This is a genomic window from Moorena sp. SIO4G3, assembly GCF_010692305.1.
Classification (GTDB): Bacteria; Cyanobacteriota; Cyanobacteriia; order Cyanobacteriales; family Coleofasciculaceae; genus Moorena; species Moorena producens_A.
On sequence record NZ_JAAHIG010000108.1, the window covers coordinates 1 to 24,439 of the forward strand.

At 44.0% G+C, this 24,439-nt stretch carries 24 protein-coding genes and 1 pseudogene; 17 read left to right on the top strand and 8 right to left on the bottom strand.

Annotated features, from left to right (window positions below; all coding sequences use genetic code 11):
- Positions 1 to 292 precede the first annotated feature (292 nt).
- The 9 genes from petN (at position 293) to F6J99_RS19795 (ending at position 8,291) form a co-directional block, all read left to right on the top strand.
- Positions 293 to 382, top strand: coding sequence for a cytochrome b6-f complex subunit PetN (gene petN, locus F6J99_RS19755; protein ID WP_010871354.1), 90 nt, complete (start codon positions 293 to 295; stop codon positions 380 to 382).
- Positions 383 to 389: 7 nt separating this feature from the next.
- The gene (locus tag F6J99_RS19760; protein ID WP_267876490.1) at positions 390 to 518 is read left to right on the top strand and encodes a hypothetical protein; all 129 of its coding nucleotides are present in this window, start codon (positions 390 to 392) and stop codon (positions 516 to 518) included.
- Positions 519 to 721: 203 nt separating this feature from the next.
- Entirely contained in the window at positions 722 to 1,543 is an 822-nt protein-coding gene (locus F6J99_RS19765) for a sulfurtransferase (RefSeq protein ID WP_293114550.1), read from the top strand.
- A gap of 480 nt (positions 1,544 to 2,023) precedes the next feature.
- Positions 2,024 to 2,542 (top strand): NYN domain-containing protein, encoded by a 519-nt coding sequence (locus F6J99_RS19770; RefSeq protein WP_044495347.1) that lies wholly within the window; start codon positions 2,024 to 2,026, stop codon positions 2,540 to 2,542.
- A gap of 88 nt (positions 2,543 to 2,630) precedes the next feature.
- Positions 2,631 to 4,256, top strand: coding sequence for a 2-isopropylmalate synthase (locus F6J99_RS19775; protein WP_293114588.1), 1,626 nt, complete (start codon positions 2,631 to 2,633; stop codon positions 4,254 to 4,256).
- A 296-nt stretch (positions 4,257 to 4,552) separates the two neighbouring features.
- Positions 4,553 to 5,083 carry a gamma-glutamylcyclotransferase gene (locus F6J99_RS19780; RefSeq protein ID WP_293114551.1) on the top strand — a complete coding sequence of 177 codons (531 nt, stop codon included), beginning with the start codon at positions 4,553 to 4,555 and terminating at the stop codon, positions 5,081 to 5,083.
- Positions 5,084 to 5,484: 401 nt separating this feature from the next.
- Positions 5,485 to 5,607 carry a hypothetical protein gene (locus tag F6J99_RS19785; RefSeq protein WP_293114552.1) on the top strand — a complete coding sequence of 41 codons (123 nt, stop codon included), beginning with the start codon at positions 5,485 to 5,487 and terminating at the stop codon, positions 5,605 to 5,607.
- Positions 5,608 to 6,251: 644 nt separating this feature from the next.
- Positions 6,252 to 6,485 (top strand): hypothetical protein, encoded by a 234-nt coding sequence (locus F6J99_RS19790; RefSeq protein ID WP_293114554.1) that lies wholly within the window; start codon positions 6,252 to 6,254, stop codon positions 6,483 to 6,485.
- A 516-nt stretch (positions 6,486 to 7,001) separates the two neighbouring features.
- Positions 7,002 to 8,291 carry an AAA-like domain-containing protein gene (locus tag F6J99_RS19795; RefSeq protein ID WP_293114556.1) on the top strand — a complete coding sequence of 430 codons (1,290 nt, stop codon included), beginning with the start codon at positions 7,002 to 7,004 and terminating at the stop codon, positions 8,289 to 8,291.
- On the opposite strand, the gene F6J99_RS19800 is transcribed toward F6J99_RS19795, so the two are convergent.
- Positions 8,260 to 8,385, bottom strand: coding sequence for a hypothetical protein (locus F6J99_RS19800; protein WP_293114558.1), 126 nt, complete (start codon positions 8,383 to 8,385; stop codon positions 8,260 to 8,262). The genes F6J99_RS19795 and F6J99_RS19800 overlap by 32 nt on opposite strands.
- 165 nt (positions 8,386 to 8,550) lie before the next feature.
- Here F6J99_RS19800 and F6J99_RS19805 point away from each other — a divergent pair, with 165 nt between their 5' ends.
- A complete protein-coding gene (locus F6J99_RS19805) occupies positions 8,551 to 8,730 on the top strand; it encodes a hypothetical protein (protein WP_293114560.1) in 180 nt (59 codons plus the stop codon).
- Complete coding sequence (locus F6J99_RS19810; protein WP_293114562.1) at positions 8,690 to 12,082, top strand: AAA-like domain-containing protein; 3,393 nt, start codon at positions 8,690 to 8,692, stop codon at positions 12,080 to 12,082. The genes F6J99_RS19805 and F6J99_RS19810 overlap by 41 nt, the downstream gene beginning before the upstream one ends.
- Here F6J99_RS19810 and F6J99_RS19815 read toward each other — a convergent pair.
- Positions 12,051 to 12,386, bottom strand: coding sequence for a hypothetical protein (locus F6J99_RS19815; RefSeq protein ID WP_293114564.1), 336 nt, complete (start codon positions 12,384 to 12,386; stop codon positions 12,051 to 12,053). The two genes, F6J99_RS19810 and F6J99_RS19815, sit on opposite strands and share 32 nt — an antisense overlap.
- A gap of 263 nt (positions 12,387 to 12,649) precedes the next feature.
- Between F6J99_RS19815 and F6J99_RS19820 the strand changes: the two genes are divergently transcribed.
- From F6J99_RS19820 to F6J99_RS19830, 3 genes are read left to right on the top strand one after another with little or no spacing between them, the layout of a single operon-like run.
- On the top strand, positions 12,650 to 13,546 hold the full coding sequence (locus tag F6J99_RS19820; protein ID WP_293114566.1) for an Rpn family recombination-promoting nuclease/putative transposase: 897 nt from the start codon (positions 12,650 to 12,652) through the stop codon (positions 13,544 to 13,546).
- A complete protein-coding gene (locus F6J99_RS19825; protein WP_293114568.1) occupies positions 13,534 to 13,680 on the top strand; it encodes an element excision factor XisI family protein in 147 nt (48 codons plus the stop codon). The genes F6J99_RS19820 and F6J99_RS19825 overlap by 13 nt, the downstream gene beginning before the upstream one ends.
- Complete coding sequence (locus F6J99_RS19830; protein ID WP_293114570.1) at positions 13,625 to 13,921, top strand: XisI protein; 297 nt, start codon at positions 13,625 to 13,627, stop codon at positions 13,919 to 13,921. Before F6J99_RS19825 ends, F6J99_RS19830 begins: the two co-directional genes overlap by 56 nt.
- Positions 13,922 to 13,987: 66 nt before the next feature.
- Here the strand turns inward: F6J99_RS19830 and F6J99_RS19835 are convergent, their stop codons facing one another.
- The 4 genes and pseudogenes from F6J99_RS19835 to gyrB form a co-directional block, all read right to left on the bottom strand.
- Positions 13,988 to 14,311, bottom strand: coding sequence for a XisI protein (locus tag F6J99_RS19835; protein ID WP_293114572.1), 324 nt, complete (start codon positions 14,309 to 14,311; stop codon positions 13,988 to 13,990).
- Positions 14,299 to 14,811 (bottom strand): annotated as a pseudogene (locus F6J99_RS19840) (XisH family protein). The gene F6J99_RS19835 and the pseudogene F6J99_RS19840 overlap by 13 nt, the downstream one beginning before the upstream one ends.
- Positions 14,812 to 15,022: 211 nt before the next feature.
- Complete coding sequence (locus tag F6J99_RS19845) at positions 15,023 to 15,646, bottom strand: type I restriction endonuclease (RefSeq protein ID WP_293114574.1); 624 nt, start codon at positions 15,644 to 15,646, stop codon at positions 15,023 to 15,025.
- 506 nt (positions 15,647 to 16,152) lie between these two features.
- Positions 16,153 to 18,756 carry a DNA topoisomerase (ATP-hydrolyzing) subunit B gene (gene gyrB, locus F6J99_RS19850; protein ID WP_293114576.1) on the bottom strand — a complete coding sequence of 868 codons (2,604 nt, stop codon included), beginning with the start codon at positions 18,754 to 18,756 and terminating at the stop codon, positions 16,153 to 16,155.
- 202 nt (positions 18,757 to 18,958) lie between these two features.
- On the opposite strand from gyrB, the gene miaA reads away from it, so the two are divergent.
- Complete coding sequence (gene miaA / locus F6J99_RS19855; protein ID WP_293114578.1) at positions 18,959 to 19,948, top strand: tRNA (adenosine(37)-N6)-dimethylallyltransferase MiaA; 990 nt, start codon at positions 18,959 to 18,961, stop codon at positions 19,946 to 19,948.
- Positions 19,949 to 20,645: 697 nt separating this feature from the next.
- On the opposite strand, the gene F6J99_RS19860 is transcribed toward miaA, so the two are convergent.
- Entirely contained in the window at positions 20,646 to 20,846 is a 201-nt protein-coding gene (locus F6J99_RS19860) for a hypothetical protein (protein WP_293114580.1), read from the bottom strand.
- Positions 20,847 to 20,931: 85 nt separating this feature from the next.
- Entirely contained in the window at positions 20,932 to 22,476 is a 1,545-nt protein-coding gene (locus F6J99_RS19865; RefSeq protein WP_293114582.1) for an ATP-dependent DNA helicase RecQ, read from the bottom strand.
- Positions 22,477 to 22,618: 142 nt separating this feature from the next.
- Between F6J99_RS19865 and F6J99_RS19870 the strand changes: the two genes are divergently transcribed.
- Both F6J99_RS19870 and F6J99_RS19875 read left to right on the top strand, forming a co-directional pair.
- Positions 22,619 to 23,593, top strand: coding sequence for an Rpn family recombination-promoting nuclease/putative transposase (locus tag F6J99_RS19870; RefSeq protein WP_293114584.1), 975 nt, complete (start codon positions 22,619 to 22,621; stop codon positions 23,591 to 23,593).
- 112 nt (positions 23,594 to 23,705) lie between these two features.
- Positions 23,706 to 24,439: hypothetical protein (locus tag F6J99_RS19875; RefSeq protein ID WP_293114586.1), on the top strand; the 734-nt coding region annotated here is incomplete at its 3' end.

The window sequence follows — 24,439 nt, forward strand, 5'->3', positions numbered from 1 at the left end:
CTTAGATTCAACTTTATGGACAAGTTGAATCTAAGGATCAGGTGATCATCACAAGTTTTCTTGAAGCAATCTGTGGACAGTTTAGTAACTGTCACACTATCCCCTGTCCAGGTAAAATACTCTTCACCTGAAACCTAGCCAGACTCTGGATAATCAGCTTTGGTCAAAGACGGGGGGGCTAACCCTATAACTAGATAATTCCCAAACGAATTCCACTTCTACAGGAGGTGGCGGTGTCAAATTGAATTATTATAAGATTTGGAGTTATTGGATAATTTTTTTATATATTGCTATGGATATTCTGACACTAGGCTGGGTTTCTGTACTGGTTTTGTTCACTTGGTCAATCTCAATGGTTGTCTGGGGTCGTAACGGATTTTAACAGTATCGTGGAAAATCCCGTAATCACTATGTTGTTCTTTGCTGCCGCTGGATTATTAGTGGTGGTCAGCGGAGGAATCATTTATCTAACTGCTGCTGAGTGGCGCGATCGCCGCCGCCAAAAGCGGGATAAATAGGGATGAAAATCTGACAGCGGATGGCTGGGGGTTTTTATCCCTGTAAACCAAGCACTACCAACTTAATATCTCAAGCAAACAAGCAAACGTTAATTTGTTTTGTTTGAAGAGAGTCCTAGGAGCGTAAATCCTTGGACTCACTTGATATCGCTAAAGCTTATTTGTCCTAAATCAATACTAAAATTTATAATCCGTGATGTCACATGACGGAACAAGCTTTTATAGTTTCTGGTCAGTATCTGAGTGATCATCTTGATGATCCCCACATCGTAATTGTCGATTGCCGTTTTGCTCTATCTGATCCAAACCTGGGCTATGAACAGTATAAAGTTAGCCATATCCCTGGCGCTCACTATCTCGATTTGAATAAAGACCTTTCGAGACCAGTAGAGCGTCATGGTGGGCGTCATCCTTTGCCTGAACCTGGGAAGTTAGCCCAGAAATTAGCAGGGATTGGTGTTAATTTCCGAAAAACCCTAGTGATTGCCTATGATGATTCCCGTTTTGCGTTTGCATCCCGCTTTTGGTGGCTGCTGCGCTACTTGGGACACGACCAAGTGGCGTTGCTGGATGGGGGTTGGACCCGATGGCATTCCCAAGGGTATCCAGTATCTGATCAAGAGCCTACCACAAAACCAGGAATATTTGTACAACAGTTGCGCTCTGATTGGGTGGTGGATATTAATACTGTGAAAGTACGTAAAGATCTGCCAGAGGTGGCGTTGGTAGATTCTAGGGAAAGCGATCGCTATTTAGGTAAACGAGAACCGATTGACCCTGTTGCCGGTCACATTCCTGGTGCCATCAACTACCCTTGGCATGGTGTCACGGACACCAATGGTTATTTGCAACCATTAGCATCCCAACAACAGCGCTGGACTGAGCTGGAGAACAAACAAGAAATTCTAGTTTATTGTGGTTCTGGTGTAACCGCTTGTGTCAATCTCTTCTCCCTGGCATTGGCAGGAATTAACACTGGCAAGCTCTATGCTGGGAGTTGGAGTGACTGGTGCTCTTATCTGTAATTTTCCCCACCGGTTCACGTTGCTTGCTTTGAGGAACTGTGGCACTACCCAAAGCAAGCAACAGGTTAGGTATGTTGCTTGCGCAAAAGCTTGCCAGTCCCGTTAAACTACCACTACTTTGATACTTCTGATTGTTTCGATCTGAGTTGCTACCCTTCTCCCTAGAACTTAACTGAAGTGGTGCGACAAGGCCCGAGGTTCCCAACTACTAGGTCGCCACTCCGCGAACGCGATAGGAACGCGCACCAAGACAGAGGAGGGTAAATTTGGCATCCTATCCTCAAAATCCTGAAATTATCCCCCTATTGCTTACTCTTTCACTAGGTAAGTACAAATAAGTCATCTCTATCAGTAGTAATCAAATCACTAATTACCACTAACTAGTTAAGTCTTAGGTAATTACTAATTTACTAGCTAAAAACTGCTAGAATAAAAAATTATATTAAAGATTATATAGAAAATTGTTAGGTTTAAGTAAATATGCATTGTCCACTGAAACGTATGTCTATTTTTGTAGACGGCAATAATATGTTTTACGCCCAACAAAAGAATGGGTGGTTTTTTGATCCTAGGCGGGTTTTAGACTACTTTAAAAACGAGCCTGGTATTACTCTAGTTAATGCATTTTGGTACACCGGACTCAAAGATCCTCAAGACCAGCGGGGGTTCCGAGATGCTCTAATTAGTCTAGGATACACGGTTCGTACTAAAATTTTAAAGGAATATTATGATGATAACTCGGGTCGCTATTCACAAAAGGCTAATTTAGACATAGAAATTGTTGTGGATATGTTTAATACTGTGGAACAGTATGACAAAGTTATCTTGTTTAGTGGAGATGGAGATTTTGAACGAGCAATTGAATTACTGCGTTCTAAAAATACTCATATTACGGTGGTTTCCACAGAAGGGATGATTGCTAGGGAACTGAGGAATGCCACTGACCGTTATATTGATCTAAATGATGTCCGTGATCAAATTGAAAAAATTGATTCATAGTTATAATTATAAACAAAGCAAACTGTCGGTCTAGTTGACTGACGACCGTTCTCTTCAAATCACTGACTATCAACCAATCGAGTTAGTTATGAACCAGCAACCTCAATCAGAACGCATTATCATTTTTGACACTACCCTCCGGGATGGGGAACAATCTCCTGGAGCAACCCTGAATGTGGATGAGAAGCTGATTATTGCTCACCAACTGGCACGATTGAGAGTAGATGTGATTGAAGCAGGCTTTCCCTACGCTAGTCCTGGGGATTTTGAGGCGGTGCAAAAAATTGCTGAAGCTGTGGGCATAGAATCTGGACCAACGATTTGTGGTCTAGCACGGGCAAGTCGTGATGATATCAAGGCGGCGGCGAATGCCCTCAAACCGGCAGCTAATGCCCGTATTCACACTTTCATTGCCACTTCGGATATTCATCTGGAGTACAAACTGAGGAAGACTAGAAAGGAAGTGTTAGAGATTGCGCCAGAAATGGTGGCTTATGCGAAGTCTTTTGTGGATGATGTGGAATTTTCCCCGGAGGATGCAGGGCGCAGCGATCCCGAGTATCTCTACGAAGTCCTAGAACGGGTAATTGATGCGGGGGCGACTACGGTTAATATTCCTGATACTGTAGGTTACACTACCCCAAGCGAATTTGGTGGTTTGATTCGTGGCATTAAGGAAAATGTTCCCAATATTGACCGGGCTATTATTTCTGTCCATGGTCATAATGATTTAGGTCTGGCAGTGGCTAATTTCCTGGAAGCTGTGAAAAATGGTGCCAGGCAACTGGAATGCACGATTAATGGTATTGGAGAACGGGCTGGTAATGCGGCTTTGGAAGAGTTGGTAATGGCATTACATGTCCGCCGTCAGTATTTCAATCCTTTCTTCGGACGCCCCCCAGAGTCGAAGGAACCCCTAAGCACTATTGATACTCGTCAGATTTACAAGACATCCCGTCTGGTTTCGAGTCTTACCGGGATGTTGGTGCAGCCGAATAAGGCGATCGTGGGCTCGAATGCGTTTGCTCATGAGTCTGGTATTCACCAGGATGGGGTACTTAAGCATAAGCTGACCTATGAAATCATGGATGCCGAGTCGATTGGGTTAAAGGAAAATCAGATTGTACTGGGTAAACTATCGGGTCGCAATGCTTTCCGTTCTCGCCTCAAGGAGTTGGGCTATGAGTTGTCGGATAATGACCTGAATAAGGCGTTTGTTCGCTTCAAAGAGGTGGCAGATAAGAAGAAGGAGATTACGGATTGGGATTTAGAAGCCATTGTTAATGATGAAATTTACCAGGCACCGGAAGTGTTCCACTTAGAGTTGGTGCAGGTGTCCTGTGGGGATCGTGCTAATCCTACGGCTACGATTACGCTGCGAACACCTACCGGTGACGAACTTAGTGATGCTGCTATTGGTACTGGTCCGGTGGATGCGGTGTACAAGGCCATTAATCGGGTGGTGAATGTGCCTAATGAACTGATTGAGTTTTCCGTGCAATCGGTAACAGCAGGCATTGATGCTCTTGGGGAAGTGACTATTCGTTTGCGGCACAATGAACGGGTCTATTCGGGTTATGCGGCGAATACGGATATTATTGTGGCTTCAGCACAAGCCTATGTGAATGCGCTTAACCGACTGTATTCAGCCATGCAAAACGGTAAGTTGAGTAATGATCCTGAGTTATCGATAGGTTCTCGAGCAGGGGTCTGATCTGAAATTGTTATGGAATCAATACAATAGACCTCTTGCATAAGTCTCATAAACCTTGGTCAAGACAAGGCAATAGGCATGCTAGCAATAGGCAATGCTGATCTAAGCTGATCTAAAAGGCAAAGCTCTGCATAGCTTGCTTTTCAATAATTGTTCAATAATTGTCCCACTGACTGAAACAGTGGGATTTCTTTTTGCTGAAACGTGTTTGTTGACACTTCCCACTACTCGACTGTTCGATAGAATAAGGTTTTATTTGCCAAGATTCAGATATAAGTTAGGAATTAGTATTGCGTATGTCAACTGCCCAGCTCAACACGGACAGAAAACACCAACGTCACACAGAGTCAGGCTTTTACTATTTTGCTTATGGTTCTTGTATGTGTCCAGTAGATTTAAAGCGATCGCTTAGGGAAGATACCCATAATTTTGTGATTGGTACTGCTACTCTCAAAGAGTATCATATTGGTTTTTACAGCAAATCTCCAAGTCGTAATTGTGGCACGCTAGATGTGGTGAAAACTCCTGGCTCAAGGGTTGAAGGAGTGTTGTATCATTTACCTTGGCGGGTGAGTGAAGCTTTGGATCTGCGGGAAGGTGTGCCTCACAGTATCTACCGACAGGAAATGGTAAATGTCCACTGTCAAAATAAGTTGTATCAGGGCGTTCGGACTTATGTGGTGGTGAATAAGTTAGACCGGGAAATGGCTCCTAATGATTGGTATTTCCAGGTGGTACTCCGGGGTGCTGTTACCTGTGGGCTATCGGAGGAGTATTGCTGGAAGTTGTTTAATCATATGCACCAGTTGCAACGAAAGGCGAGCTGAGGATTGCTAGCAAAGGGAACAGGGAACAGCGGATCTGGGAACAGGGAGCAGTTGATGTAGGGTGGGCAGTAAGTATCATCCCGATGGTAAGCTTTGGAATTGGTATTATTACTGCCCACCTTACGATTAATTTTACTCTATTTTACAATAGCAGTTGATGTAGGGTGGGCAGTAAGTATCATCCCGATGGTAAGCTTTGGAATTGGTATTATTACTGCCAACATTACGATTTATTTTACTCTATTTTACAATTAATTTTATGTTGGTGGGCAGTGCCGATTTAACTTTCTACAACCTTAAAAAAATCTAGGAAGCACTGTCCACCCTACGATTTATTTTATCAAAAATATAGAAAAAAACTAGTTGATTTAGATGTAGGGTGGGCAGTAAGTATCATCCCGATGGTAAGCTTTGGACTTGGTATGATTCCTGCCCACATTCCGATTTATTTTTTCTATTTTACCATTGATTTTATGTTGGTGGGCAGTGCCGATTTAACTGACTACAATCTGGAAAATTCTTAGGAAGCACTGCCCACCCTACGATGAATTTTATCAAAAATATAGACAAAAACTAGTTGATGTAGATGTAGGGTGGGCAGTAAGTATCATCCCGATGGTAAGCTTTGGACTTGGTATGATTCCTGCCCACCTTACGATTTATTTTATTATATTTTACCATTGATTTTATGTTGGTGGGCAGTGCCGATTTAACTGACTACAATCTGGAAAATTCTTAAGAAGCACTGCCCACCCTACGATGAATTTTATCAAAAATATAGACAAAAACTAGTTGATGTAGGGTGGGCAGTAAGTATCATCCCGATGGTAAGCTTTGGACTTGGTATTATTACTGCCCACCTTACGATTTATTTTGCTCTATTTTACAATTAATTTTATGCTGGTGGGCAGTGCCGATTTAACTGACTACAATCTGGGAAATTCTTAGGAAGCACTGCCCACCCTACGATGAATTTTACTGCTGGTGGGCAGTGCCAATAAAGCATATTATAAGCTGAAAATTTTCTAGGAAGCACTGCCCACCCTACGATTCATTTTACTCCCAAAACTTATCGATATTTCGTAATAAAAAAAAATCTAAATCCCTTGACAAGTTATTAATTTATAACTATATTAATAATATGAGCCATTTACAGGAGTCACGATTCATGACCAAGAACATTCCACCTAACTCCGATGACAAGAACACCCCAGAAAACTCTGGTCGCAAACCTAAGAAAGTCAAGCTCGTCTTGATCGGTTCTCCTGAAAAAGTTTGGAAGACAATTATTGCCCTTTATGGCCTTAAATACGCCTATCCCAACGAGTGGAGCACTCCCGAACCTACGGGGAAGCCTGATGAGATTATGACTTTTTTGATTCGCTATTTTTACGTAGACTAGGATAGTAATTTGCCAGGGTTTTGCCCCCCTGGCGACTATGAGTGAAACTTGTTTTGTGGAGGTTAGTTTACTGAGTTAGGATGTTGTTGTTTTGAATCGTTGCTGAGGTAAGTGGTCAGTAGTCAGGTTTGTGGCACAGGCTTCTAGCCTGTGACCTAACCCATAAGCTGATAGCTGATAAGCTGATGGCTGATACGCTAAGATTTAATTGTAGTGGTTTATATTATAGAATTCGGTCAAGCATTGGTTAACCAAACTTTGACCGATTTTTTTGTATGTAAGGGAGTAGGGAGCAGGGAGCAGGGAGCAGGGAGCAATAGGGAAGTGTGTGGAGTGTGGAAAAAACTTCAGGTTACTTCATGGCACTTCACATTGGTGACGCTCACAGACAATCGTTGTGATTATTTTTTCACTGATAAACAAACCTTGTGAACTTCTTGTATCAATCTCGCTCAACTAATCAATAATACTCTAAACTAACTATAGGAATACCTACGGCACAACCAGCGATAGCCTATGATTAGTAAAGAAGCCTTCGAGGAAAAATTCAAGACCATGCCCTGGAAAAGGCGACAAGTGTTAGAGGCAGTGGTTGGTGGCAAGACAGATCAAGAAATCAGAGACGAGGTGCTAAAGGTCAATGATATATCTACGGGAAGAAAGCATATTTCTAATCTATATAAAGATTTTGATATTGAAGCTAACGGTTATAATTGTCGTTGTGAGTTAGTTGAAATCGTTAATACCTATAAGCCTGAGTTAGTGGCTGCTCAAGTATTAAACGAGTGCAACTTATCGCTTCGACCTAGAGCAAATCAAGAGATATATATTGAGCGCCCACCTATTGAAGGTCGTTGTTATCAGGAAATTGTTAAACCGGGAGCGTTAATTCGGATTAAAGCACCGAAACGGATGGGCAAAACCTTACTGATTCAGCAGATTATCGCCCATAGTGAAAAACAGGGTTATGCTCAGGTTTATTTAAATATGAATGAGCTACCTTTCACTAATTTGGATAGCTTTTTACAATCGTTTTGTGTACGAGTGTCTGACAACTTAGGATTGCCAGATCAGTTAGACAGTTATTGGAAAAAGCGTTTAGCCAGCAAGGTAAACTGCAAACGATACTTAGAGCAGTATTTATTAAAGTCTTTAGATAGTCCAGTAGTTTTGTGTTTGGATGAAGTAGAGCAAGTCTTTTCTCATCAAGAGGTGGCTGAAGGGTTTCTGACGTTGCTGCGTAGTTGGCATGAAGATGCTAAGAGTAAGGAGGTTTGGAAAAAATTACGGTTGATTGTGGTTTATGCTACGGAAGTTTATGTTAGCTTACCTACTGAACAGTCGCCCTTTAATGTGGGATTACAGATAGAATTACTAGAGTTTACTGAACAGCAGGTTACGAGCTTTGCTCAGGCTTATGGGTTGAATTTGTCTGGGGATTCAGTAAGGAAACTGATGGCAATGGTGGGGGGACATCCTGATTTATTGTCCCAAGCCTTTGATTATCTCAAGAATCACCAAGCAGCAGACAACACACTGGATACCCTTTTGACTAATGCCCCGACAGAAGCCGGAATTTATGGCAGTCATCTCCGTCAACTCTTAACTAGTATTCAAGAGCATCCGGAATTGCTGGACGCTGTTAAATTATTAGTTAGTACAACTAAACCGGTGCGCCTGGATGCTACTATCACTCGCAAGTTGGAAAGTATGGGATTGGTGCAACGCTATGGCAATGATTGTAGTTTGATATCTAATTTGTATCGTCTGTATTTTAGCGATCGCATTTTGGGGAGTAGGGAGTAGGGAGTAGGGAGTAGGGAGTAGGCAAGAGGCAAGAGGCAAGAGGCAAGAGGCAAGAGGCAATAATAGGGAGTAGGGGGAATATGATTATTATCAATAGAGTAGGAAGTACGATAACAATGAGGAAAAATATAGGAATTCTATTTCCTATGAGGTACAAATAGATCCCCCATTATCCCCCTTAATAAGGGGGACTTTGAGGTTGAAAAGCGTATCTCATATAGATCCCCCATTATCCCCCTTAATAAGGGGGACTTTGAGGTTGAAAAGCTTACCTCATAACTGCGATAAACTCTATATCAGGTATACAGGATTTTTTCACTATTCCCTATTCCCTGCTCCCTGCTCCCTGCTCCCTGCTCCCTATTCCCTGTTCCCTATTCCCTGTTCCCTTTCCAACCATGACCAATCAACACTCAACAATCTACAAAGTAGGAGGTAGTTTACCTCAGGATGAACCGACTTATGTGACCCGACAAGCGGATGACGAGCTTTATCAAGCATTGATGGCTGGGGAGTTTTGTTATGTGCTGAATTCCCGACAGATGGGTAAGTCGAGTTTGCGGGTAAGAACGATAAAACGCTTAAAAGAAGAGGGATTTGCTTGCGCGTCTATTGATCTGACAGTGATTGGTAGAGAAGACATCACGGTGTCGATGTGGTATGAAAGTTTGATGATGTTATTGATGGATGATTTCGAGCTTTCTGGAACATTTGATGAAGACAGTTGGTTAGAGGAGCGTGCTAAAATCTCCCCGGTATTGTGCTTAAGTAAGTTTATTGAGCAGATTGTGTTAACTCGTATTCCAGGAAAGATTGTTATTTTTCTGGATGAAATTGATAGTATTATTAAAGTTAAGTTTAAAGATGATTTCTTTGCGTTAATTAGAGCCTGTTACAATCAACGAGCGGAAAAGCCAGTTTACAATCGTCTCACCTTTTGTTTGCTGGGGGTGGCAACTGCAGCAGATTTAATTCAGGATAAACAACGCACTCCGTTTAATATTGGTCAGGATATTCAGTTGACTGGGTTTACCTTTCAGGAGGCCAAACAGCCTTTGGTTCCGGGTTTGGTAGGTAAAGTTAATAATCCTGAACAGGTGTTAGGTGAGATAGTAAACTGGACGGGAGGACAACCGTTTCTGACTCAGCGGTTGTGTCGTTTGGTGCTCCAGACCTGGGAATCGGGCAATAGTATTTCGGTAGACCAGATAGTGCGTAGGCAGATCATTGACAATTGGGAAGCCCAGGATGAACAGGAGCATTTGAAGACTATACGCGATCGCATTCTCAGAAATGAGCAACGGGCTGGTATGTTATTGGGTTTGTATCAGCAAGTGTTGGATCACGGTTGTCTAGCTGCTGATGGCAGTGAAGAACAGACGGAATTAAGGTTATCGGGGCTGGTGGTTGAGCGTCATGGCTGTTTGGAAGTTAACAACCGGATTTATGGGGAGGTTTTCAATTCCGATTGGGTTAAGACAGAATTGGCCAGACTACGTCCTTACTCTGAGGCGTTTACCGCTTGGGTTGATTCTGGGTGTAACGATGACTCTCGATTGTTGCGGGGGAAAGCATTAGAGCTGGCGGAACAATGGTCGAAGGGAAAAGCCTTGAGCGATTTGGATTCCCAGTTCTTGAGAGCTAGTCAGGTTTTAGATAAGGGAGAAGTCCAAAAGGCTTTGGCGGCTGAGAAAGAGGCTAGTGAGATATTAGCCGAGGCCAAACAGAAAGCGGAAGCGTTGTTAGCAGAAGCCAAATTAGTGACACGACTAGAACGGAAAGCCCTCAGTATTTTACGACAGTTACCGGATAATAATGTTTACTACGGCACCAATACAAGAGGGGAAAGGCTTTTGTATGAGGCCATGGAGAAAGGGCGAGATCTATTTAAGATAGTGACAGATCGTCGCCCCCTGAAGGAATATCCTACTACCAGTCCTCTATATGCCCTCCAGCAAACTATTAGTAAATTCCGAAAAGGGGCTGTGCTCACCGGGCATCAGGACTCGGTATGGAGTGTAGCCTTCAGCCCCAATGGACAGAGGCTGGCCACGGCTTCAGGAGACGCCATTGCCAGAATTTGGGACAACCAGGGCAATCAAATCGCCCTGCTCACAGGGCATCAGGACTCGGTAAGGAGTGTAGCTTTCAGCCCCAATGGACAGAGGCTGGCCACGGCTTCAGTTGACGGCACTGCCAGAATTTGGAATTTACAGGGCAATCAAATCGCCCTGCTCACAGGGCATAAGGAGTGGCTAACAAGTGTAGCCTTCAGCCCCAATGGACAGAGGCTGGCCACTGGTTCAGCAGACGGCACTGTCAGAATTTGGGACAACCAGGGCAATCAAATCGCCCTGCTCACCCGGCATCAGTTCAGGGTAAATAGTGTAGTCTTCAGCCCGGATGGACAGAGGCTGGCCACGGCTTCAGTTGACGGCACTGCCAGAATTTGGGACAACCAGGGCAATCAAATCGCTCTGCTCACCGGGCATCAGAACGGGGTATTAAGTGTAGCCTTCAGCCCGGATGGTCAGAACCTGGCCACGGCTTCAGTTGACAACACCGCCAGAATTTGGGACAACCAGGGCAATCAAATCGCTCTGCTCACCGGGCATCAAAACTGGGTATTAAGTGTAGCCTTCAGCCCGGATGGTCAGAACCTAGCCACGGCTTCAGTTGACAACACCGCCAGAATTTGGGACAACCAGGGCAATCAAATCGCTCTGCTCACCGGGCATCAGGACTGGGTATTAAGTGTAACCTTCAGCCCGGATGGAAAGAGGCTGGCCACTGCTTCAGGGGACAAAACTGCCAGAATTTGGGACTTACAGGGCAATCAATTAGCTCTGCTGACCCGGCATCAGTCCAGGGTAAATAGTGTAGCTTTCAGCCCCAATGGCAAGAAGCTGGCCACTGGTTCAGCAGACGGCACTGCCAGAATTTGGGACTTACAGGGCAATCAAATCGCCGTATTCACCGGGCATCAGTCCAGGATAAATAGTGTAGCCTTCAGCCCCAATGGACAGAAGCTGGCCACTGGTTCAGCAGACGGCACTGCCAGAATTTGGGACTTACAGGGCAATCAAATCGCCGTACTCAGAGGGCATCAGTCCAGGGTAAATAGTGTAGCCTTTAACCCCAATGGACAGAAGCTGGCCACTGCTTCACGGGACATGATTGCTAGAATTTGGGACAACCACGGCAATCAAATCGCTACACTCAAAGGCCATCAGGACTCGGTAACGAGTGTAGTATTCAGCCCGGATGGAGAGAGGCTGGCCACGGCTTCATGGGACAACACTGCCAGACTTTGGGACAACTACGGCAATCAAATCGCCGTGCTCACTGGGCATCAATCCAGGGTAAATAGTGTAGCCTTCAGCCCCAATGGACAGAAGCTGGCCACTGGTTCAGCAGACGGCACTGCCAGAATTTGGGACTTACAGGGCAATCCATTAGCCGTACTCACCGGGCATCAGGACAAGGTGTGGAGTGTAGCCTTCAGCCCCAATGGACAGAAGCTGGCCACTGGTTCAGCAGACGGTACTGCCAGAATTTGGGACTTACAGGGCAATACCTTAGCCCTGCTCACCGGGCATCAGGACTGGGTAAATAGTGTAGCATTCAGCCCGGATGGAAAGACCCTGGCCACTGCTTCAGGGGACGGCACTGTCAGAATTTGGAAGGTTGAAAGTTTAGGTGAGCTGCTGCGTCGGGGCTGTGACTTGCTGGAAGATTACTTTGTTAGGAATCCTGGAGCTAAAGATAAGTTAAGGGTATGTCGGGAATAGGTAATCGGGAATCGGGAATCGGGAATCGGGAGTCGGGAATCGGTTCAACGTTGAGGTTCAGAGGTTCAATGTTGAGGTTCAGAGGTTCAAGGTTGAGGTTCAGAGGTTCAACGTTGGTATTCAAATACTCAAGGTTGAGGTTCAGAGGCTCACCGTTGAGGTTCAGAGGTTCACCGTTTATCTTCAAATACTCAACGTTGAGACTCTGAGGCTCAACCACGGTATTCAAATCATCAACGTTTATCTTCAAATACTCAAGGTTTATCTTCAAATACTCAAGGTTGAGGCTCTGAGGCTCAACCACGGTATTCAAATACTCACGGTTGAGGTTCAGATACTCGGTTAAGAAAGTTCAATTCCTGGAGATCCCCCCTAACCCCCCTTAGCAAGGGGGGAACAATCACGGATCTGGCTCTGGCTTCCCCCTTCCGCGCGGGGGACGGGAGGGGGATCGGTGTTGATAGGCTGACTTAACTCAAATTTTATTCAAAACAGTTTTTTCCTCAACCATCCCCATAGCCCATAAGCTAATAGCTAATAGCTTACCCTTTATCTAGGCTTTTTGATATGGTGTTCCCCTGGCGAGATAAATACATTCATCTGCTTACGGATTTCGGCTTTAAGCGGGTCTTTGGCACTCAGTCCAACAAAGCACTGTTGATCGACTTCTTGAATACTCTGTTACCTGCCCACCATCAGATTCAGGATGTCACCATTAAGACTCCGGAATTCTTTGGCAACACCTTAGTGAACAGAAGAGCGATTTTTGATAGTTATTGTCAGAGCACAACCGGTGAACGGTTCATGGTGGAAATCCAAAAAGCAGACCACAATTTTTTCAAAGACCCCAGTGTCTACTATGGCACATTTCCCATCCAAGAACAGGCGCAACAGGGAAATTGGGATGATCAGCTAACCGCAGTCTACACCGTTGGTATTCTGGATTTTATTTTTAATGACCATAAGGACAATCCAGAACTGTTGCATTTGGTAGAGCTAAACAATCACCACAGTGAACTGTTCTACGATAAGTTAAAATTTATCTATATTGAACTACCGAAATTTACTAAATCGGTTAATCAATTAGAAACCCATTTTGACAAGTGGTTATTTTTATTGAAGCATCTCGGTGAATTTAAGGCTCCCCCTGAATCCTTTCCAGGAGATGTGTTTGCCCAGCTCTTTAAAGTGGCCGAGATTGCCAATTTCTCACCAACAGAGCAAGCCCTGTACTATGATAGCCTGAAGGTCTACCGGGATATGTATAGTGTTGTTCAAACCTGTATTCAGGAAGGTTTTAAACAAGGTAGACTTGAAGGTCTAAAACAGGCCGCTATCGAACAAGGTACACTTAAGGTAAAACACCAGGTTGCTAAACGGATGAAAGCAGCAGGGTTACCCCTGAAGGATATTGCTCAATATACGGAGTTGAGTGAGGAGGTGATTATAAAATGGATAAATTAGAAAACTATCGCAAAATTATTTGTCAAACCTTAACCCCTTATCTTAACATTGATTACTCTAATGTGAACATCGATAACCATGCAGCATTTGACCGAGAAAGCGATGCAGCGCGGTCTTGGGGGTTTCCCCCATGAGCGACTGCATCAAGACACAGACCAATATTTAATTATTTCTGAAGGATGGAATAACCAAGAGCATCTTCATAGTTGTTTGATTCATGTTGAAATTCTTAATTCTAAAATTTGGATTCAATGTGACAATACTGAAGACGGCATTGCTAATGATTTAGTAGCAGCAGGTATTCCAAAAAGTGATATTGTTTTAGCTTTTCATCCTCCAGATGTTCGCAAATTTACTGAGTTTGCTGTTAGTTAAAATCTGGTTAGGTTCCGTGGAACAGGCTTCCAGCCTGTGGGAATTTTCGGAAGGGCGGTTCCAACACTAGTCTTCCATCGCAGCAGCAATACGTTGGCGGACGCTGGGAGAGCGAAATCCCAGTATAATATCTTTGGGAGAAACACCCCGTTCAATCAATTCACTATCGATATAAATCTCAGTACTATTGTGCTGTATCCAGATTTGACCTTCGATCAGCTCAAGATGCATGGCACAACCATAGATGCGGTACTCATTACGCCATTCATTATGGAAAACCAAATAACGATCCCGTTCTCTATCAAAGATAAGTTGAGCATTGAGATCATAACTGGCAAAGCTTTCTAAAAATTCGCAGGTAATCTGACGATATTGATCTAATTTATCCATTGGTCAATAACCTCATGATTCGGATCGTAAACAATTAATCGGACTTCATATCGTTCAATCACAGTTTTGGCAGGTTCAAATCGAATGAACATTTGGTAGGTATCTTTGGGAATCGCCAGATACAAAATGCGTTCTGGCTCATCAGAGATTTCTAAGGCAATCCGATAGTTAAGAAACTGACCAAGAGCGGTGTGAAATTGAGAGATAGTTGAGCCACGGACAAAGCTTTTAACCTCCACTGCTATTTTAGAACCTTCTTTCTCAGCAGCGATCGCTTCTTCCGCAGCCAGATCGATATAGATATCAGCCATGCCGTGTCTTGATGCAGTCGCTCATGGGGGAAACCACGGCAGTCGCTCATGGGGGGAACCCCCAAGACCGCGCTGCCTCCCCAAGACCGCGCTGCATCGCTAGCGCAGTTGATAGGGATCGTGAGTAATCAGCCAACCATCTTTTTGTAGAGCTGTTTTAACTGTATTGTGGAAAATATCTTTGGCCATACTTTGATTATTATAATGAAATTCCCAACACTGGCGGTGCGTTACGGGACGGGCTGTCCCAACACTACCAGACGGAAAATCAGTGCGAGCCCGTCCCTAACACACCCTACTGGACTACTGGACTGGCGGTGCGTTACGGGCCGGGCTATCCCAACATTAACAGGCGGAAAATCAGTGCGAGCCGGTCCCTAACACACCCTACTGGACTTGGTTATTGCCTCACTAACTGATTAAACCGCTTTAGGATTTTGAGAACCTGCTCCAAGCCTGTCTTATTCCGAAGAGAAAATGAATCTGACTCACCATACTTTGGTGTATTGTCTTTGCTGAGTTTTAGGAAAATAAAATCTGGCCCATTGGTGATAAATCCAAAAGCAGGTCTTTCTGATTCAAGATTCCCTAGCATATAACTTAGTGCTTGGGGGATGCCAACTTCCAGGGAGTAATCGGCTCGTTTGGCTTCGATGACTAATACCCAAAATTCAGGAGTATAGATCAGTAGGTCAAGTCTTCCGGTAATAATTGTTTCTTGATCTTCGGAAGTAATTTCTACGACTTTTTCAGCAGTAATATAAAAGGGAGGACGATAAAAACCAGCTAGTTTCAATAATGGGGAAAGTACTACCATTTTGACGATAGTTTCCACCATTGGGCGCTCTGATAAGTGGAGATAGTCTTTCTTTATTTCCTTTAGCTCTTTTTTTTCTAATTCTGTTAGTTCTGGTAAATCATTTTGCCACTCCTGAAAGAATTGCTCATCATCGGTGCGCTCTAAGCCAAATTTTACTCTTAAATCGTAGAGGGTAATTTGGTTAGCTGGAATTGCGGTAACCATGGCTTGATTTACTATAAGGGAGTAGGGAGCAGGGAATAGGGAATAGGGAATAGGGAATAGGGAATAGGGAATAGGGAAAAAAGCCTGTGTACCTGATTATACTAAGAGGTTGTCTGAGAAGTAGAATTTGCTACATATAAGCCCCCTAAATCCCCCAATTTTGCGGTGCGACCCAAGGGCGATTTACTCGCCCATTGGAAAGCGCACCGAAAGGGACTTTTAGAAGCAAATTGGCTCTTGTTCCCCCCAAAGTTGGGGGGCTAGGGGGGCAAAATTCAGTATCAAAAAACTTTTCAGATATCCTCTAAAAACCGCTAGACTAATCTTCTATACCTATTAATAATAATGATACCAAAACTTTTGTACAGCGTTTTTCATAGCTATGAGGTAAACATAATGGGTGCATCTCATTTTTGCGGTTTGGGTGGTGCGTTACGGGACGGATTTTCTTAACATTTACTACCGAGGAAATAAGGGATCGCCCGTCCCTAACGCACCCTACGCCACTAAATATCTAAATCGTTTAGATTGAGTCGAGCGCCATAGGTTTCAATGAATTGGCGGCGAGGAGCAACCCGGTCTCCCATGAGTACAGTAAAGATTCTGTCAGCTTCAGCAGCATCTTCGATTTCGATTTGCTTCATGGTGCGAGTTTCTGGATTCATGGTGGTGTCCCACAACTGCTGTGGCATCATTTCACCTAATCCTTTGAATCGTTGGATGTTATAGTTAGCGTTTTCAGGAAATTGGCTAATCCGCTCTTGTAGTTCGCGATCGCTATAACAATAGTTATGGTTGCGACCTCGTTCTAGTTTATATAAGGGAGGACAGGCGATGTAGATGTAGCCTTGGTCTACAAGGGCTCGTTGATAGCGGTAGAAGAAGGTTAGTAATAAAGTACGGATGTGAGCGCCATCCACATCAGCATCAGTCATTATTACGATGCGGTGGTAGCGTAAATTGGAAGGATCGAATTCTTCTCCTTTTATCCCTAGCCCTAGAGCTGTAATTAGGGATTGGATTTCTGTGTTCTTGTAAATTTTGGCATCATCAGTTTTCTCAATGTTGAGGATTTTACCACGCAGGGGGAGAATGGCTTGGAATTGGCGATCGCGTCCTTGTTTAGCACTGTTGTGGACAAACACCCCACTCTCTAGAGCGAAATTATGGGTATGAGGCACTTCGATATCATAGACATCTACCAATTGTTCTAGGGGTTCAATCGAAACAACTTGGTAGTTATAGTGGCTTTGCTGATTTTGGGTATGATTTTGCCCCCCTAGCCCCCCAATTTTGGGGGGAACAAAACTCTTAAAGTCCCCCAAAGTTGGGGGATTTAGGGGGCTTGACGACAACCCAACGTACGGGAATTCATACTTCAATTCAGCAACGCTGTTATAGTTAGCAACAGCTTCACAAACCTGTGTCTGATTACCCCCAAAAGCGGAATAGGCTTCTTTGTTTTGCGTTTTAATGTTTGCCTGTTTCTTGATTTCTGCCAGTGGGCGATACAGAGGCATTAGTAAATCATCAGGAGTCAGAGATACTGCTGGCTTATAAGTACCATCCCGCAACATGAAGCGGTGATCGGGAGTGCAAATAATGGTTTCTGAGTTATCTAAGGTAAGTTTGATGACTTTAGCATTGGCTTTGGTCATTCTGGGATTGATAATCCGTTCTATTCCGATGCTGCCGTTATTGGTAATCGTGTAGCAAAAATGCTCTTTACCCATAGCTTGTTCAGCTACAAGTTCTTTGAAGCTCAAAGACCGTCCATCAGCCAGGGCAACCTGTGTCTCTCCAGAAAAACATCCCCCTGCACTATCCCCCTCAACGATAAATATCTCTGATTCCCCTGGGTCCCGAGAACTACAATCGGCTAACTTACCGGGTAAGGGAGAAGACTCTAGTACTGACTTGCGCCGCACTAATTCACGAGCACGACGAGCAGCTTCTGCAGCTTTATAGGCTTGAATGGCTTTTTCTAAAATAGTATCGACTACTTGGGGACGAAAATCCAGGTATTCAGTCAAGACTTCCCCAACTAGGGAATCTACTATGCCCCTTACTTCTGTATTCCCCAGTTTAGTTTTGGTTTGACCTTCAAATTCTGGCTCTGGGACTTTGACAGAAATCACCCCAGTTAATCCTTCTCGGATATTCTCACCACCTAGGTTAGACTCACTTTCTTTGAGTTTATTGCGCTTGCGTGCGATCGCATTCATGGTTCGGGTCAAGACTGTCTTGAGCCCCTCCAAGTGGGTACCACCATCAATGGTGCGAATATTGTTAGCAAAACCCAGCAAATTATCACTATAGGCATCAATGCACCATTGTAGTGCCACTTCCACTTGGATACTTTTGCGTTCCCCTTGTATATAGATAATTTCCTCGTGTAGGGCGTGCTTTTCTCGGTTCATGTAAGCGACATATTCCTGGATCCCTCCTTCGTAGTGATAGGTTTCTACTCTGGGTTCTTCCAGGCGATGGTCTGAGAAGGTAATTTTAACACCAGCATTCAGGTAAGCCAGTTCTCGGAGACGTCCGGATAAGGTAGTGTAATCAAACTCAATACCGCCAGTAAAGATTTCGGTATCTGGCTTGAAGTTTACTGAGGTACCAGTGTGGGCCTTTTTATAGGGCTTGACGAGTAGTTCAGTCATGGGCACACCCCGCTCATAGCGCTGGGTATGTTCTTTTTTCTCCCGCCACACCGTTACATCTACCCACTCAGACAGAGCATTGACTACGGAAACACCAACACCGTGCAATCCTCCAGAGACTTTATAGCCGCCACCACCAAATTTACCACCGGCATGAAGTACGGTCATTACGGTTTCCAGTGCTGATTTCCCTGTGGTAGGGTGGGTGTCTGTAGGAACCCCTCGTCCGTCATCGGTAACGGTTACGGAACCATTGCTATTGATATCAACTTCAATGTGAGTACAATACCCAGCCAGCGCTTCATCGATGGAATTGTCTACAACTTCGTAGACTAGATGATGGAGACCCCTAGGTCCAGTGGTCCCGATGTACATCCCTGGGCGTTTCCGCACCGGTTCGAGACCTTCTAGAACTTGAATCTGATCGGCACTGTAACTACTCGTCATAATCTTTCGGGGTTTTCCGTTAAAAGCTTTGAAAGGCTATGATTTATCAAAAATGATAAAACACCCAAAGATTGTAACACAAAAGCCTTATAGGCGACCACAGCCCATTTTCATAGGTTATTTCTATAGGGGATTAACTATATAGGGTATGATGGTGTCAGTGTGTCAGTGGTCGAGTTAGTCCCAAATGCCACAATCGAAGATGAAACAGCCCTCCGCTCAAAACTCAAAACTCAACACTGAGCACTCAGCAGTAATAGTAATTTGCGGTGCTACAGCCACAGGTAAATCGAGTCTAGGGATAGCATTAGCACAGCGGGTTAGTTCAATAATTCTTAATGCTGATTCTCGTCAGGTTTACCGAGAATTTGATATTGGAACCGCTAAGCCGACACTGGCTCAACAACAGCAGGTACCCCATTATCTGATCGACATCTGTGACCCAACCGAAACCTTAACTGTAGCTGATTATCAACAGCAAGCCCAGGAAATTATAGCTAGCGAACACAGGGAAGACCGGGTAGATCAGGCAGATTTAAACAATAACCCTCTTTTCCTAGTTGGTGGTACTGGTTTATATATCAAATCGGTAGTGCGGGGGTTAAAAATTCCTCGGGTTGCGCCTCAGGAAGATTTGCGTCCGCAACTAGCTGCTCTTGGTCAAGCTCAGCTCTATCATTTCCTTCAACAGATTGACCCTGTTGCTGCTCAGAAGATTCATCCCAATGACCAAGTGCGGACATTGCGGGCATTGGAAGTATTTTATGTAACTGGAATTCCGATATCACAGCAGCAGGGAGAGAATCCTCCTAATTATCCAATTCTCCAGATTGGTTTGGAATGTCGGGATTCTGAAACTATTACCCAGCGGATTGCTCAGCGTACTGACCAAATGTTAGCAGCAGGATTTGTGGCTGAGGTGGAAACTATTGCTCAGAAGTATGGTTGGAATTTACCGTTACTGGATACGTTGGGATATCGGGAAATTAAAGATTATCTTGCTGGTAACTTATCCCTTGAGCAGGCCAGAGAGTTAACTGTTGTCCACACTCGCCAATTTGCTAAACGTCAACGGACTTGGTTTAAGGCTTATCCTGAGATTGAATGGTTTGATGCTGATTCTCCTGATTTGTTGGAGAAGGTTTGGCAGCGGATAGAAGGTTTTTTAGAGGAATTAAGAATTAAGAATTAAGAAGTGAGAATTAATAATCGGGAATCGGGAATCGGGAATCGGGAATTGGGAATCGGGAATCGGGAATCGGGAACTTTCGAGCAGTAGTAAATATTATATAGTAAGCATTCAGCCGTCAGCCCTGAGCTTTTAGCTCACGCTACCCGAACAGCTTTGTGGCACAGGCTTTGGCCTTGGCCAAAGGCCACGCTACGCGAATGGCCACGCTGTGCGAACGACGCGCTTGAGGTAACTCAGATTAAATGAATGCTTACCTGTTGTCTTGATCCCAAGCGCGAGTGGGGAGGGACTGCATCAAGACAGCGTGCGCGTAGCGCATTAGCTGAATGATTACAAGATAATGGAGAGAACTCTATGAAACGTTTCAAGTGCCTGAGTATCTTTCACTATATTTGGGGCGGCATTTATTTCTTCTTTGGATTGTTCATATTTCGTATTTATTTCGATTTTTCGAGATATATCATCCAGATGCGTCCTTCATTATGTATTAATGAACCTTTCCGAGGAGATGCATGTGATAGTTGGATAATTTTCTTCACTATCGCCATGCATATATTTCTACTTGGGTTTGGAATTGTTAATATAATCGCAGGATTCTTCTATCAGCGCACCAAGCCAAATACTGCTAACTGGATTGCGGCATGCGTGAATCTGTTGAGTTTTCCAATTGGTACAGTCGTAGGAATATATAGTCTGTTTAGACTAAATAATTATTTAAAGGAATTACAGGAATATAAAAAATAAAAATTGAATAAGCTGTGTCTTGATGCAGTCGCTTATGGGGAGGGGCTGCATCAAGACAAGGTCGTTTAAATGCGCGACAGCTTATTTTAAGGTAGCCTAAAACAAGCACAATTACTCCCCATCTCCCCATCTCCCCATCTCCCCATCTCCCCACCCTTCCCTCTCTTGCCCTACTCCCTACTCCCTACTCCCTACTCCCTACTCCCTAAAACCTAAGACGAATTAGCTAATCCAATTGATCAATGGGATAAACAATTATCACAGCGATCGCATTTAAAACCAACCGCTTCTTGAGTAAAACCAAATGCTTTTAGTAAAAATTGCCAACGACACTGGCGAGTTTTCAGGTATTGATTCATCTGAGACTGGGCTTGCTGTTGGATATTACTAACCTGTGCCAGGGAGGAAGATTTTCTAGACCGGTGTTGCCGGTAATGGAATGGATCAATCCATTCTAGTTGACCAGCACTATCGAGGAGTGCTAAGGCTATGGCACCATTGGGAAATTCTTTGGCTACTTTGGCTACTTCTCCCTTGGCTGGTAATTGCTTTGCTAACTGTTGAGCTTGTTGGTATTGCGATCGCATTTGATGGGCAAAAAATTCTTGTCGTTGCTTATCCTCTGGATTGAACCATCCCGTTGGTTCACTGACTAAGGTCAAAGCATCCGCTGGTTTACCATCCCTGCCGCCACGACCTACTTCCTGAATATATTCCGATAAGAGTAAAGGTGCTTGGAAATGCACCACCCAGCGTACATCTGGCTTATTAATCCCCATGCCAAAGGCACAGGTACATACCACAAATTGGGTCTGACCACTAATCCAGCTGGCTTCAATTTTCCGACGCTCCTGAGCACCCAAGCCAGCGTGGTAAGCTGCGGTGGAATATCCCAAGGAAGTAAACCATTGCGCTAATACTTCACTATCTTTTCGGGAACGCACATAGACTAAACCAGCTTGTTTAGGTCTGGCTTTAATATAGTTCAATACTCGTGTTTCGCGTCCTTTGGGAGTCCAGACGGTTTGGACGTGGAGGTTAAGATTGTCTCGATAGGGGCTAATTAAAAATGTTTGGGGTTGTCGCAGTTGCAAGACTTTGCGGATGGTTTGTTGAGCCTTGGGGTCAGCGGTAGCAGTAAAGGATGCGATCGCAATTTTTGTTCCCTTGGGCTTACACTTGAGCAGTGCTGGTCTTACTGCTCCCAAACGGCGATAAGCGGGTCTAAAGGTATCACCCCATTGAACCAAACAATGGGCTTCATCTAAAATCAATCCATTAATCTGAAGCTGTGGCTGACACAACCGTTTCCACACTGGTCCACTGAGTAGGGTTTCTGGGGATAAATAGAGCAATCGCAGTTGCTGCTTTTCGATAGCTTTAAGGGTTTGTTGCCGTTGGTAGCGAGGTAATTCACTATGTAACAGAGCAGCAGGTAATTTGCGATCGCGCAATTCCTGCACCTGATTTTCCATCAATGCTACCAGTGGAGAAATCACTAATGTTAATCCAGTTTGTAGTAAAGCTGGTAATTGAAAACAAATCGACTTACCACCACCAGTAGGTAAAACAATTAAAGCATCCCGTTGTTCTAAAATCATCCGAATAATTTCACCTTGGGGAGGTCGAAAATCTTCGTAGCCCCAGAATCGTTTCAACGCTGCACGAACATGATCCCATTGATGATTACTGGATTGATTAGTCTTATTAGTATTGCTAGTATTATTGTTGCTAGTATTTTTAACAATCATCCTGCTTGACTCCCGTTGATTTCTTCCGTTCATTCCTTTTAAGTTTAGAGAAATGCTGACCGGTGATACACTAGAATATCAACGGATTTTGCTAGGATGATTACTGAAACGATGTCCGTGAGATTCCCTAGGAAAGACATTGACTAACCACTCTACCTCATAAACTGCTAACACCATGAGATTCATTAGTCCCAAAACTGACTTTGCTTTCAAGAAAATCTTTGGCTCAGATGAAAGTAAGGATATTCTGATTTCCTTCCTCAATGCCATGATATACTCTGGAGAGTCGGTCATCCAGGATTTAGAAATCCTTGACCCCTATAGTGCCGGGGATGTAGTGGAGTTAAAAGACACTTATCTGGATGTTAAGGCAGTATTAGAGGATCGAACAACTGTGCTGATTGAAATGCAAATCTGGAATGTAGAGGCTTTCGAGAAGCGAGTCGTGTATAACTTGTGCAAAACCTATGGGAATCAACTAAAATCGGGACAGGGATATTTCGATCTCAATCCAGTCATTGCTTTAACCATCACCGATTTTAAACTGTTCCCATCAACACAGAAAGTAATTAGCTGTTTTTGCTTTCAAGAAAAAGAAGAGCGCTTCGCTTATCAGGAAAATGAATTAGCGATGGTGTTTGTGGAACTTCCCAAATTTAATAAACAGCTGGAAGAGTTAGAAAGTGTGATAGATAAGTGGATATATTTTATCAAAGAAGCGCCCAGCTTAGAAATTATTCCTGATAATCTCAGGGAAATCCCACAGCTAGAAAAAGCCTTAACTATAGCCAATCAAGCGGGGTTGAGTGTGTCAGAATTGGAAAAACTCCGCAAGCAGGAGATGGTGTTAGAAGACACGCGAGGTGCATTGAGTCTAGCTCAACGGGAAGGAATAGAACAGGGAATAATACAGGGAATAGAACAGGGAATAATACAGGGAATAGAACAGGGAATAATGCAGGGACGAGTACAAGGGGAAAGAAGGGTAATAGTGCGACAGCTTGAGCGCCGTTTTGGCAAACTAACCAGTAATATCATGGCATTAATCGAAGCTTTGACGAATCAAGAGCTAGAGCGTTTATCAGAAGCCATCTGGGATTTTAAAACCAGCAAAGACTTACTCAACTGGCTCCAACAGAAATCTAACTAAAATCCCAGCTAATATCATAACTTGAATCCATAAACAAGATCCAGGTGCGATCAATTTTTTAGTTCAGATTCACTACACTGTCTGAGATAGTGTTAACTTTAAACAATTTGCCTTGGCTTACGATAATATCTGTAAATACTTAGCAGAAGAATACCCATCGGAGTTTTTTCACTGGCTATTGGGTGAAGAACCTAGAGATATTCAGGTACTTAGAACTGAATTGAGTAGTGAACCCATTCAAGCTGATGCTCTGAGTCTACTGCAAAGTACAAACCAAATTCTGCACCTAGAATTTCAAACCCTACCCCCATCCGAGCCACCATTACCATTTCGGATGTTGGACTACTGGGTCAGACTACAACGTAAATACCGATGTTCGATTGACCAGGTGGTCATTTTTCTAAAGTCTACGACCTCACAGATGGCATATACTAATGAGTTTAGGGATACTAACACCTGGCATAGTTATAGAGTAATTCGTCTGTGGGAGCAAGACCCATTACCACTGTTAGCCAATCGGGCTTTGTTACCCTTGGCAACTCTAGCCAGGAGCAATAACCCTAATCAATTGTTACAGCAAGTTGTTGCCCAAGTGGATAGAATTGAAGAACAAGGTCAACGAGGAAACTTAGCAGCCTGTGTGGATGTATTGGCTGGTTTACGGTTTGACAAAGAGTTAGTCCGTCGATTGTTGTCAGAGGAAATTATGGAAGAATCAGTATCGGGTAGGTCGGCGGGGTCACCCCCGCTTCGCCCCCTAAGCACCGTGCGAACAAGTCTCCAAGTACACGGCGCACCTAATCCCTTTAGAACTCGTTATTCTTTCAACCGTTTTTTCCTTGATTT

Excerpts from the sequence above, each read along its gene's own strand:
- petN (WP_010871354.1), top strand. The coding sequence starts at position 293 with ATGGATATTCTGACACTAGGCTGGGTTTCTGTACTGGTTTTGTTCACT.
- F6J99_RS19765 (WP_293114550.1), top strand. The coding sequence starts at position 722 with ATGACGGAACAAGCTTTTATAGTTTCTGGTCAGTATCTGAGTGATCAT.
- F6J99_RS19770 (WP_044495347.1), top strand. The coding sequence starts at position 2,024 with ATGCATTGTCCACTGAAACGTATGTCTATTTTTGTAGACGGCAATAAT.
- F6J99_RS19775 (WP_293114588.1), top strand. The coding sequence starts at position 2,631 with ATGAACCAGCAACCTCAATCAGAACGCATTATCATTTTTGACACTACC.
- F6J99_RS19780 (WP_293114551.1), top strand. The coding sequence starts at position 4,553 with ATGTCAACTGCCCAGCTCAACACGGACAGAAAACACCAACGTCACACA.
- F6J99_RS19785 (WP_293114552.1), top strand. The coding sequence starts at position 5,485 with ATGGTAAGCTTTGGACTTGGTATGATTCCTGCCCACATTCCGATTTAT.
- F6J99_RS19790 (WP_293114554.1), top strand. The coding sequence starts at position 6,252 with ATGACCAAGAACATTCCACCTAACTCCGATGACAAGAACACCCCAGAA.
- F6J99_RS19795 (WP_293114556.1), top strand. The coding sequence starts at position 7,002 with ATGATTAGTAAAGAAGCCTTCGAGGAAAAATTCAAGACCATGCCCTGG.
- F6J99_RS19810 (WP_293114562.1), top strand. The coding sequence starts at position 8,690 with ATGACCAATCAACACTCAACAATCTACAAAGTAGGAGGTAGTTTACCT.
- F6J99_RS19820 (WP_293114566.1), top strand. The coding sequence starts at position 12,650 with ATGGTGTTCCCCTGGCGAGATAAATACATTCATCTGCTTACGGATTTC.
- F6J99_RS19825 (WP_293114568.1), top strand. The coding sequence starts at position 13,534 with ATGGATAAATTAGAAAACTATCGCAAAATTATTTGTCAAACCTTAACC.
- F6J99_RS19830 (WP_293114570.1), top strand. The coding sequence starts at position 13,625 with ATGCAGCATTTGACCGAGAAAGCGATGCAGCGCGGTCTTGGGGGTTTC.
- F6J99_RS19835 (WP_293114572.1), bottom strand. The coding sequence starts at position 14,311 with ATGGATAAATTAGATCAATATCGTCAGATTACCTGCGAATTTTTAGAA.
- F6J99_RS19845 (WP_293114574.1), bottom strand. The coding sequence starts at position 15,646 with ATGGTTACCGCAATTCCAGCTAACCAAATTACCCTCTACGATTTAAGA.
- gyrB (WP_293114576.1), bottom strand. The coding sequence starts at position 18,756 with ATGACGAGTAGTTACAGTGCCGATCAGATTCAAGTTCTAGAAGGTCTC.
- miaA (WP_293114578.1), top strand. The coding sequence starts at position 18,959 with ATGAAACAGCCCTCCGCTCAAAACTCAAAACTCAACACTGAGCACTCA.
- F6J99_RS19865 (WP_293114582.1), bottom strand. The coding sequence starts at position 22,476 with ATGAACGGAAGAAATCAACGGGAGTCAAGCAGGATGATTGTTAAAAAT.
- F6J99_RS19870 (WP_293114584.1), top strand. The coding sequence starts at position 22,619 with ATGAGATTCATTAGTCCCAAAACTGACTTTGCTTTCAAGAAAATCTTT.